The following is a 12,385-nucleotide window of genomic DNA, read 5'->3' as shown; positions in this document are numbered from 1 at the left end:
TACATGCAGGTTAAAGACACATTTTTATGGGTATTATGTTGTGGTATATCATTAATAAGTTATGCTCAGGAAAAGGCAGATATTATTCCAGAAACCTATACAGCCTATAAAACACCAGAAGAAATAAATATTGATGGTGAAGATTCAGAAGCCGCATGGAACAAAGTAGAATGGACAAACTTGTTCATTGATATTGAAGGTGAAAAACAACCCAAATATAAAACGGAAGTTAAAATGCTTTGGGACGATACGTATTTTTATGTGTTAGCCAAAATGGAAGAACCTCATGTGTGGGCAGACATTACTAAAAGAGATGCTATTATATTTCATAATAACGATTTTGAAGTTTTTGTTGATCCAACAGGGGATACACATAATTATTACGAGTTAGAACTTAATGCTTTGAATACCGCTTGGGATTTGTTTGTGTCTAAACCGTACAGAAATACCAATGTGGTTTTAAACGATTGGAATATTACAGGGTTAAAATCTGCAGTAAAAGTTAACGGCACACTTAATAATCCTAATGATATTGATACAGGTTGGATGTTAGAAATAGCCATTCCTTGGACAGCATATAAAACAGGTTATTTCCATAAAAATGTGCCAACAGATACATTTTGGCGCGTTAATTTTTCTCGTGTCAATTGGGATTTTCAAATCGCCGATGGTAAATATGAAAGAAAAAAAGATGCTAACGGAAAGTATTTACACGAATACAATTGGGTGTGGTCGCCAATGGGCGTTATAAATATGCATGAACCTGAAAAATGGGGTTATGTGTTTTTCTCTTCCGAAGCACCTAAAAAAGAAAACAATTTTATAATTCCTCAAGACGATAAAATTAAATGGGAATTATACAAAATGTATCGCATTCAAACGGCACATTTTAAAACGAATAAAACCTATTTTACTTCTGTAGATGATTTAAAAACATCAGAAATTAAAGTAGACGGAAAACGAATAGAACCGAAATTAGAAACCCATAGTATGGGATGGAATATATCTGTTAAAAGTCCATTTACAAATAAAGTCCTAACGGTTAAAGAAGACGGAAAATTTATATCAAATTAATAGCCATGAAAATATTAAAAATTGCGTTTTTAAGCGCCATATTAAGTGTAGTGTCTTGTAATAATACTACAACCAAACCAAAAGAATTAAGTGAAACTAAAGAAGTAGTAGCAGTAGAAGCCCCTTCTGGTTTTAAATACTGGAGTTGGATGAGTGTAGGTAACAAAAAATCAGACTCAGCATATACTGCGCATTTCAAAAAATTAAAGAGTAATGGTTTCGATGCTGTGTTATTAAATACAGGTGCAGATCCTAAACTGTTGAAACGTTTAACTCCTATCGCTACAAAAGAAGGTTTAGAAGTACATGCTTGGATGTTTACAACAAACCGCCCAGGAGATTCTATAGCACAACAACATCCAGAATGGTATATGGTAAGTCGAAGCGGAAAGTCTTGTTTTGCTAAAGAAGATAGACCTTACGTTGGGTATTACCAATGGTTATCGCCAAGTCATCCAGAAGCTAGAAAACATATCTTAAGTTTAGTTGAAGGTCTGGCTGAGGTTGAAGGTGTTGCCAGTGTACATTTAGATTATATTCGTTATCCAGATGTATATTTACCTATTGGTTTACTTCCAAAATACAATTTAAAACAAGAAGAAGAATTAGCAGATTACGATTTTGATTATTCCGATGCTAGTGTAGAAAAATTTATGGCGCTTCACCATAAAGATCCAAGAAAAATGGAAAATCCAGCAATTGATATTGAGTGGAAAAATTTCCGTTTAAATGAAATAAGATCTCTTGTAAACGAAGCTTATAATATTGTTCATGAACACGATAAAAAATTAAGTGCAGCAGTATTTCCTTATCCAGAAATGGCAGACCATATGGTGCGCCAGCGTTGGGATAAATGGAATGTAGATATGGTTTTACCTATGATTTATTATAATTTTTATAATGAAGAATTAGACTGGATTGGATACGCTACAAAACAAGGTGTAGAAGATTTAGAAGGTAGACCAACAGAATTGCATACAGGATTATTTACACCAAAGTTGAGTAACCCTGATTTAAAAACGGCAATTCAATTAGCAAAAGATAATGGTGCTAAAGGTGTTGCGTTCTTTGATGATTATCATATGACGGACGAGCAATTCGAAATCATTAAAAATTCAAAATAATAAGTTCATGACTAAAAGTATTTACATCACGCTATTAGTATTATGTTGTTTTGCTTGTAAAAAAGATAAGCAGGTTGTAGAAGCTAAGTCGGTAAGAGTAGAAAAGTTAACGTCTTTTGTAAATACTTTTATAGGTACAGATGGCCCAGGAAATACTTATCCAGGAGCAACTGTTCCTTTTGGAATGGTACAATTAAGTCCCGATCATGGTATTCCGGGGTGGGACAGAATTGCTGGGTATTTCTATCAAGATTCTATTATTTCTGGTTTTTCGCACACACATTTAAGTGGAACAGGAGCTGGAGATATGTACGATATTTTAGTCATGCCAACCAATAGCAGATCATCAAAAAAAATAAAAGAGAATAATTTTAAACCGTTTTCTAGTTTTTCTCATGATAGCGAAACGGCTTCACCGGGATATTACAGCGTGATGTTGTCCGATTTTGGAATACAAGCAGAAGTTACCGCAACGCGTAGAACAGGAGTGCATCAATATACGTTTCCTAAAGATAGTTTATCACAAATTCATGTAGATTTAGGCTATTCTTTAAATTGGGATAAACCAACAGAAACTTACTTTAAAGTTGTTGATGATAAAACAATAGAAGGCTATAGAATGTCTCAAGGCTGGGCTAGAGACCAACGTTTGTATTTCGTAATTAATCTTTCTAAATCATTCAAGTCTTATACGTTATTGAGTGAAGGCGAAAAAGTGGATTCACCTGTAAAAGGCGTAAACACAAAACTTATTCTTGATTTTAGTACTTCGGAAAATGAAAAAATTGTTTTAAAAACAGGTCTATCTACAGGTAGTATCGCAGGTGCTTACAAGTCTATAGAAACAGAAGCTCCTAGTTTTGATTTTGAAGAAATAAAAGCGGAAGCCGATGCTGTTTGGAATAAGCAATTGCAAAAAATAAATATTGAAACGAATGATGTAGAAAAGAAAACAATTTTCTATACCATGATGTATCAATCTATGTTAGCGCCAACACTTTTAAGCGATTTAAATGGCGATTATAAAGGTGCTAATGATAGTATTATGAATGCCAAAGACTACGATCGTTATGATACGTTTTCTCTTTGGGATACCTATAGAGCAGCACATCCATTGCATACCATTTTACACCCAGAGCTTGTGTCTAGCATGATAAATTCGCTTTTAGCACATTATAATGAAACCGGTTTATTACCTGTTTGGTCTATGCAGGGTAACGAAACAAACATGATGATTGGTTATCATGCCGTTCCTGTTATTGTTGACGCCTATTTTAAAGGGATTAAAAACTTTGATGCTGAATTAGCTTTTGAAGCTTGCAAGCAAAGTGCTATGGATAAAAGCAGACAAATTGATGATTACATGACGTATGGTTATGTGCCTATCGGTGATGATCATGAAAATTGGTCGGTTTCTAAAACATTAGAATATGCTTACGACGATTGGTGTATTGCGCAATTTGCCAAAGATTTAGGGAAAGAAGACGATTATAAATATTTTTCTGAGCGAGCAAACAATTGGAAAAACATTTACGATTCTAAAAGTACTTTTATGCGTCCAAAATATAAAGACGGTAAGTTTATAGAACATTTTATTCCAAAAGAATATACACCATATTTTTGCGAAAGTAATGCTTGGCAGTATGTTTGGTCGGTGCCTCAAGATATCGAAGGGTTAATAGATGTTATAGGAAAAGAAAGTGGTTTCGAGAAAAAGTTAGATTCTATGTTTTCTTATTATCCTTTAGCTACAGATAAACTACCTATTTTTAGTACAGGAATGATTGGGCAATATGCTCACGGTAATGAGCCAAGTCACCATGTAGGTTATTTGTATAACTACATCGGTAAACCTTGGAAAACGCAAGAAAAAGTGCGACAAATATTAGAAACACAATATAAAAATGCACCTAATGGACATTGCGGAAATGAAGACTGCGGACAAATGTCGTCTTGGTATATTTTTAGTAGTTTAGGGTTTTACCCAGTAAATCCTGCTCAAGGTGTGTATAGTTTTGGTTCGCCATTGTTTGATAAGGCCACTTTAAATTTAGAAAACGGAAATACATTTACTGTTTTAGCTGAAAATAATAGTAAGGAGAATAAGTATATTCAATCCATAACCTTAAATGGAACGGCAATTAGACAAAGTTATATTACACATAAAACCATTATGGAAGGTGGAGAATTGGTTTTTGTTATGGGCGATCAGCCTAATAAAAAAGATACGTTTGTAACGGCTCCATCATCACAAGTGTTTAATTAATTGATTGATTTAGAAGTTATGTCAGGTAGAAGGAAATTTTTAAAAAAAGCAGCTTTAGGTACAGTGGGACTTAGTGCATTATATACTAATACATCTCTTGCAAAAGATACTGTTTTAACTTCGGAAAAGTACGGTACTAATATTGCGAAAAACCCTCTAATAATTTCAACTTGGAATCATGGTTTAGCTGCAAACCAAGCTGCTTGGGATACATTAAAAAAAGGAGAGTCTGGACTTTCTGCAATAGAAACTGGACTAAAAATTTCTGAAGCCGATCCGAAAGTAAGAAGTGTAGGTTTTGGCGGACTTCCAGATCGAGAAGGAAAAGTTACTTTAGATGCTTGTATCATGGATCAGAATAGTGATTGTGGTTCTGTATCATTTTTACAAGGCATTAAACATCCTATTTCTGTAGCAAGAAAAGTTTTAGAAGATACACCTCACGTGATGTTAACCGGTCAAGGCGCTTTAAATTTTGCATTGTCTAAAGGTTTTAAAGAAGAAAATTTACTGACTCCAGAATCTGAAAAAGCATGGAAAAACTGGTTAGAAAAATCAAAATATCAACCGGTAATCAATATCGAAAATCACGACACCATTAGTATGTTAATTATTGATGCTGAAGGTAACCTTACAGGAGGCTGTACCACTAGTGGTGCTGCATGGAAAATGCATGGTAGAGTAGGTGATTCTCCAATTATTGGTGCTGGTCTTTTTTTAGATAATGAAGTTGGAGCAGCTGCCGCAACAGGTTTAGGTGAAGCGGTTATTAGAACAGCAGGAAGCGCTATGGTTGTAGAGCTTATGCGTCAAGGTAAATCGCCTAACGAAGCGTGTAAAGAAATTGTAGAACGTATTTATAATAAACACAAAAACCATAAAGATATGCCGTATTTACAGGTCGGTTTTATTGCTGTAAATAAACAAGGTGAATACGGTGGGTATAGTTTGCGAGGGGGATTTAATTATGCTGTTTGTGATGATGAAAAAGGGAACAGAATGGAAAAACCAGGTTCTAAAATGACTTGGAAAGATTGAAATAAATAGAATTAAAATGAAAAAAACATGGAAGCTTAATATCAATTATATCTCTATAATTATCCTTTTTGTTTTGCTTAGTGCATGCCAAAGTAAAAGCGATAACGTTTATACGGAAGCAGATATACAAATTATTCCGAAAGTTGAAATCCTTCAGCTTAAGTCGGGTGTTTTCAAATTTAATAAAGCTACACAATTTGTAGTTTCAAATGAAAGTCAGAAACCTGCCGCCCAATTATTAATCAATAAATTTAAATCTGCTGCCCAATTGGAATTGGGTATTGTAGATTATTCTTCTAAAGAAAACACAGTTGTTTTTAAAGCTGATGATAATTTAGAACCAGAACATTATATTTTAGATGTTACCGAAAAACAAATAACAATTTCGGCTTCAGATAATTCGGGATTCTTATACGGAGTACAATCGCTTCGTCAATTACTACCTACAGCAATAGAAAGTAAAGCACCTATATTGGGGGTCGATTGGGATGTTCCTAATTTGAAAATTCAAGATGGGCCACGTTTTAAATGGCGCGGATTAATGCTCGATTTATCTCGTCATTTTTTCGATAAAGATTATTTAAAAGCAACTATTGATGCATTGTCGTTGTTAAAAATGAATGTGCTTCATTTACATTTAGTAGATGATCAAGGTTGGCGTATAGAAATTAAAAAATATCCAAAGTTAACAGAAATAGGAGCGTGGCGAGTAGATCAAGAAGATAAACCTTGGAATTCTAGAACGGTTAATAGTCCAAATGAAAAAGGAACTTATGGTGGATTTTTAACTCAAGAGGAATTAAAAGAAGTTGTCGCTTACGCTGAATTAAAAGGAGTAGAAGTCATTCCGGAAATAGAAATGCCAGCCCATGTATCTAGTGCTATTGCTGCATACCCTGAATTATCTTGTTTTGAAAACCCTAAACAAATTGCTGTACCTTCTGGGGCATTATGGCCAATAACAGATATTTATTGCGCGGGAAAAGAAGATACCTTTAAGTTTTTAGAAGATGTTTTAAGTGAAGTGATGACTATCTTTCCTTCAAAATACATCCATATTGGTGGTGACGAAGCAACGAAAACAAATTGGGAAACCTGTCCGTATTGCCAGAAAAGAATTAAAGATGAGGGGCTGGAAAATGTTGAAGAATTACAAAGTTACTTTGTTAAGCGTATTGAAAAATTCATCAATTCTAAAGGAAAAAAGCTAATTGGTTGGGATGAAATTCTAGAAGGCGGATTAGCACCTGATGCAACGGTAATGAGTTGGCGTGGATTTAAAGGCGGGTTAGAAGCCGCAGCTCAAGGGCATGATGTGGTAATGACTCCGGTATCTCATTCTTATTTTGATTACTATCAAGGTCCTCCAGAGTTAGAGCCAACTGCAGGAGGTAGTGTTACCACAGTAAGTAAGGTGTATCAATTTGATCCTGTTGTAGATTCTATGACCGAAGAAGAAGCTAAACATGTTTTAGGTGGTCAGGCAAACCTTTGGGCAGAGCATGTGCCAACTGAATCGCATTCGCAGTATATGATTTTTCCAAGATTAACAGCTTTAGCCGAAACAGTTTGGAGTCCGAAATCTTTAAGAGATTGGGGCGATTTTTCTAAACGTTTATCTTCAGCTTTCGAGCGTTATGAATATCTTGGAATTAACTATGCTAAAAGTTCATTCATTGTAACTTCAGATATAGTAACTAATTTAGAAAGTAAAACAGTCTCTTTGGTTTTACATAATGAATTTTTAGAATCCGATATTCGATATGCTTTAAATAACGAACCTTTAAACAGTACATCCAAACGCTATACTAGTCCAATTGTTTTAGGTAATACGACTACCGTACAAGCGAGCTTGTATAAAAACGACTCGTTGGTAGGTTATATTTTTAAAGACACCATTACATTTCATAAAGCAGTAGCGCATAAGGTTACATATCAAACTAAATATCACGACAGGTATAAAGGTGTTGGAGCTTTTAATTTAACGAATACTTTAAGAGGCACAAAGAATTTTAGAGATGGCCGTTGGCAAGCTTGGTTAAATACACCGCTTGAGGTAACTATTGATTTGGAAACTGTAAAATCAATAAGTCAAGTAACCATAGGCTCTATGGAAAATCAGAAAAACGGAGTGTATTATCCAACGGTAATAGAAGTTTTGGTTTCTAAAGATGGTATAAAATTTGAATCTGTAGCATCTATAAATAGACCTTTTGCCATAGATGAAGCACCTAAATTACACGATTTCAAATTAGAGTTTAAAAAACAAGATACACGATTCATTAAAGTAAAATCAAGCATCGCTAAAAATGCAGAAAACACCAATGAACGTTGGTTATTTGTAGATGAAATTCTAGTAGATTAATAGCGTATTTAAAACCTACAAAGCCCCCTAAGATTACTTTGTAGGTTTATTTTAAAAGTTAAATTAATATTTTAGGCGTTTCAAATAGGTCTAAAATCAACAGTTTTCTATGAAAAAGAAGTTCCTAATTCTATATACTTTTTTGCATGTTATTATTTTAAATGCACAAGAATTTTCAAATTATGTAAATCCGTTTATCGGAACATCAAATTTTGGAGCTACTAATCCTGGGGCAATTGCACCGCGAGGTATGGCAAGTGTGTCTCCTTTTAATGTAGCAGGCAAACAAAATGTATTAGAAAAAGATAGCCGTTGGTTGTCAAATCCATATGTAAACGAAAATACCTTTTTAACAGGGTATTCGCATGTTAATTTAAGTGGTGTGGGGTGTCCCGATTTAGGAGTTATTTTACTAATGCCTACTACAGGAGTTTTAGAAACAAATCATTTAAAATACGGAAGCACCTATACCGATGAGGTTGCAAAAGCGGGTTATTATTCTAATGTATTATCTAAATATAATATTAAAACAGAAACAACTGCTACAACTAGAACTGGAGTTTCTCGGTATACATTTCCAAAAGGGAAATCTAATATTTTATTAAATCTAGGTTTAGGATTAACTAATGAAGAAGGCGCTTCTGTAAAAATAGTGTCTTCTACAGAAATTGAAGGTATGCGTAGTGTAGGATCTTTTTGTTATTATAAACCGGAAGAAGCCTATCCCGTTTATTTTGTAGCTAAATTTAGTAAACCGGCAGAACAATTTGGTGTTTGGAAAACGCCTCGAGCATATAAGGGAGCCGAAGCCGAATGGATGCCGTATAATGGTAAGCCCCGAATAATGGAAGGTTACCAAAAAGAAGTGCTAGGTGATAGTATTGGTAGTTATTTTAGTTACAATTTTGATAAACCAACGCAGGTTGAGGTAAAAATTGGTGTGTCTTACGTGAGTATAGAAAATGCACGCGAAAATTTAGAAAAAGAAACACAAGATTTATCTTTTGAAGATATTTATAACCAAACATCATCGGCCTGGGATAATCAATTATCTAAAATAAAAGTTGAAGGCGGAACTCAAGATGATAAGGTTATATTTTACACTGCATTATACCATAGTTTAATTCACCCTAATATACTTAATGATTATAATGGTGATTACCCTAAAATGGCAACGCGTGAAACATTGAATACTGAAGATACGCGTTTTACCGTGTTTTCTTTTTGGGATACCTATAGAAATTTACATGCTTTAATGTCTTTAGTGTACCCAAAACAGCAATCGAATATGGTAAAAAGCATGTTGGATATCTATGATGAAACTGGTTGGTTGCCAAAATGGGAGCTTAATGCAACAGAAACAACCACTATGGTTGGAGACCCTGCAGGTATTATTTTAACAGATACGTATTTAAAAGGCATTACCGATTTTGATATTGAAAAAGCATACCAAGCCATGGTAAAAAGTGCTGATGCTTTAGAAAACAATCCACTACGTCCAAATATAGAAACCTATATTAATAAAGGGTATTTAACAAGCGAGCAAATAGGGTCGGTTTCAACAACTCAAGAATATAACGCAACAGATTTTTCTATAGCATTACTCGCGAAAGCCTTAAATAAGAAAGCCGATTATAAACGATTTTCTAAACGTGCAATTTCATACAGAAATTTGTTCGATGAAAATTTAAAATTGCTTCGTCCTCGAAATTCAGATGGCTCTTGGTACGAACCTTTCAATCCTTTAGCTGGAGCAAACTTTACTAAAAATATTGGTTTTATAGAAGGTAATGCTTGGCAATATGCATTTATGGTATCTCACGATATCAAAGGTTTAATAAAGTTAATGGGGGGGCAAAAAGCATTTAGTAAACAATTACAGACCTTGTTTGATACCAATCAATTCGATATGGCAAACGAGCCCGATATTGCGTATCCGTTCTTATTTAATTATGTAAAAGGCGAGGAGTGGCGTGCACAACAAAAAGTACAAGAACTTATAAAAACCTATTTTCAAAATAAACCAGCAGGACTTCCTGGAAATGATGATACAGGAACTATGTCTGCCTGGTTAATTTATAGTATGATGGGGATTTATCCGGTGTCTCCGGGAGAACCACTTTATACGATTACAACACCGGTTTTTGATAAAATTACTATCGCTTTAGATAATGATTATTATAAAAGTGAAAATCTAATTATAGAAAGATCTGGTAAAAAAGATGGAAAAATAAAAACGATTCAGCTTAATGGTAAAACGCATAAAGGCTATTTTATTAATCATTCAGATTTAATATCAGGAGCAACTTTAAACATAACAACAGACTAAAAAATACACTTTAAAATAATTTTACCTCGTAGAAAATAATTTTTTTACGGGGTTTTTTGTGCTTTAAGCTTTTTTACAATTTAGAGTATTCTTAGACTCTTTTACGATAGATTAAATGTAATAATGTTTTCTAGGTCTTAAAGAAAAGTTAAATCATTGGTTAGCTTTTAGATATGTATTTAAAGAGAAATTTATTGTTAAATAAAACTGTTTTTAGAGCTCTTATGCCTTAGATTTATTAATATTTTAACAATTAATACATAATTAAGAACTAACAACAAGTTTTTATAACCAACACCATTCTAGATTTGTTATTGGTCGAACTAATTTTATAAATTCTGATATAGTCATTTACTTTATAACAGTTAGTTTGTTTGTTTAGTTAATAATTAAAGGGAGAGGTGTAAAAAATTTCTCCTTTTAATATGATAAAAAAAATCATAAACAATTAAACTTCTTGTCACATTGATGAGATTTTAGTGATAAAAATTTATAATTAAATGTAAATTTTTGATACGATTTATTTCAAAAAAAATAAAAATAAATTATTTTAAAAGTAGTTACAAATATTAAAAATCAACACATGAAAAACACAGGTATACTTATTATTTCTCTTTTAATGTTGTGCTTTAGTTGTAAAGAAGATAAAAAAGAAGTGGTACAAGTGGCAGAACAGCCTCAAACTCCTAATATCGTTTTTATAATGAGTGACGATCATGCCTATCAAGCTATTAGTGCTTACGGTTATGGTTTAAATAATACTCCAAATATTGACAGAATTGCAAAAGAAGGTGCGATTTTTAATCGCGGGTTTGTAAACAATTCAATATGTGCACCAAGTAGAGCAGCAATGCTTACAGGTAAACATAGTTTTGTAAATGGAAAAGTAGATAATCTTCATCCGTTTAATTGGGATCAAGATAACTTCGCTAAAACATTACAAAAAAACGGTTATGAAACAGCTTTAATAGGTAAAATTCATTTAGATGGTTTACCACAAGGCTTCGATTATTCTAATGTACTTCCTGGTCAAGGCCAATACTATTCACCTGATTTTATAGAAAATGGAGTTAAAAAAACATATCCTGGGTATGTTACTCATGTGACTACAGACATAGCACTAGATTGGTTAAATAATAAACGAGATAAAGAAAAGCCTTTCTTATTAATGTATCACCAAAAAGCACCACATAGAACATGGATGCCAGAGGAAAAATACTTGACTTTAATGGATAGTGTAACTTTCGACCCGCCTGCGAATTTCTTTGATGACTATGAAGGTAGACCCGCTGCTGCAGATCAAGAAATGAGTATTTATAAAGATATGGACCTGGTTTATGATTTAAAAATGCTTGATAAAGCTGGAGACATTAAAACAAAGTATAGAGAGATGTTTCAGAGAAAGTATGATAGAATGACCGATGCCCAAAAAGTAGCTTGGGATGCTTATTACGATCCGATTATTGCAGATTTTAAATCTAAAAATTTAGAGGGGAAAGATTTAGCAGTTTGGAAATATAACAGATACATGCACGATTACTTAAGAACAATTCAATCTGTAGATGATGGTGTTGGACAGGTTTTGGATTATTTAAAAGAAAACGGTTTAGAAGAAAATACAATAGTTGTTTACACCTCAGATCAAGGTTTTTATTTAGGAGAACACGGTTGGTTTGATAAGCGTTTTATGTATGAAGAATCTTTTAGAACGCCTATTTTAATGAAATATCCTAAAGAAATTAAACCAGGGACTGTAGTTGATGGATTAGTACAAAACATTGACTTTGCTCCAACATTTTTAGATTATGCAGGAGCAGAAATAGATGAATCTATACAAGGAGAATCTATGCGTAAGTTAGTAAAAGGAGAAGCGAGTGAATGGAGAGATGCTCTTTATTATACTTTTTATGAATACCCTGCAGAGCACAAAGTAAAACGTCATTATGGTGTAAGAACAGATAAGTTTAAACTTATTCATTTCTATTATGATATTGATAAATGGGAACTTTACGATTTAGAAAAAGACCCTACAGAAATGCATAATGTGTATGACAATCCTGAGTATGCATCAGTTAAAGCAGATATGCACATTCAACTTGAAAAAATGCGCACGAAATACGGAGATAGCGACCAGATGAATAAAAAGAATTTAGATCTGTTTTTAGATGCTAAGAATATTAAACATTAAT

General features: G+C 33.4%; 7 protein-coding genes. All 7 read left to right on the top strand.

Translation table 11 applies throughout. From position 1 onward, the window contains the following. Positions 1 to 3: 3 nt before the first annotated feature. The 7 genes from Q1B05_RS17250 to Q1B05_RS17220 all read left to right on the top strand — a co-directional run bounded on the left by Q1B05_RS17250 (position 4) and on the right by Q1B05_RS17220 (position 12,384). Complete coding sequence (locus Q1B05_RS17250; protein WP_299782450.1) at positions 4 to 1,074, top strand: carbohydrate-binding family 9-like protein; 1,071 nt, start codon at positions 4 to 6, stop codon at positions 1,072 to 1,074. Between the two features lie 5 nt (positions 1,075 to 1,079). Then, positions 1,080 to 2,198: a family 10 glycosylhydrolase gene (locus Q1B05_RS17245; protein ID WP_299782448.1), complete on the top strand. Its 1,119-nt coding sequence runs from the start codon at positions 1,080 to 1,082 to the stop codon at positions 2,196 to 2,198. 7 nt (positions 2,199 to 2,205) lie between these two features. Then, positions 2,206 to 4,464 carry a GH92 family glycosyl hydrolase gene (locus Q1B05_RS17240; protein WP_299782446.1) on the top strand — a complete coding sequence of 753 codons (2,259 nt, stop codon included), beginning with the start codon at positions 2,206 to 2,208 and terminating at the stop codon, positions 4,462 to 4,464. Between the two features lie 18 nt (positions 4,465 to 4,482). Further along, positions 4,483 to 5,502 carry a N(4)-(beta-N-acetylglucosaminyl)-L-asparaginase gene (locus tag Q1B05_RS17235; protein ID WP_299782443.1) on the top strand — a complete coding sequence of 340 codons (1,020 nt, stop codon included), beginning with the start codon at positions 4,483 to 4,485 and terminating at the stop codon, positions 5,500 to 5,502. Positions 5,503 to 5,518: 16 nt separating this feature from the next. After that, a complete protein-coding gene (locus Q1B05_RS17230; protein WP_299782441.1) occupies positions 5,519 to 7,867 on the top strand; it encodes a family 20 glycosylhydrolase in 2,349 nt (782 codons plus the stop codon). Between the two features lie 109 nt (positions 7,868 to 7,976). Beyond that, the gene (locus Q1B05_RS17225) at positions 7,977 to 10,196 is read left to right on the top strand and encodes a GH92 family glycosyl hydrolase (protein WP_299782439.1); all 2,220 of its coding nucleotides are present in this window, start codon (positions 7,977 to 7,979) and stop codon (positions 10,194 to 10,196) included. Positions 10,197 to 10,779: 583 nt separating this feature from the next. Then, on the top strand, positions 10,780 to 12,384 hold the full coding sequence (locus Q1B05_RS17220; protein ID WP_299782437.1) for a sulfatase: 1,605 nt from the start codon (positions 10,780 to 10,782) through the stop codon (positions 12,382 to 12,384). The last annotated feature ends 1 nt before the right edge of the window (position 12,385 follow it).

The organism is uncultured Formosa sp., from assembly GCF_947500765.1.
In the GTDB taxonomy this organism is placed as follows: Bacteria; Bacteroidota; Bacteroidia; order Flavobacteriales; family Flavobacteriaceae; genus Formosa.
This window is presented reverse-complemented; position numbering and strand designations above follow the sequence as displayed.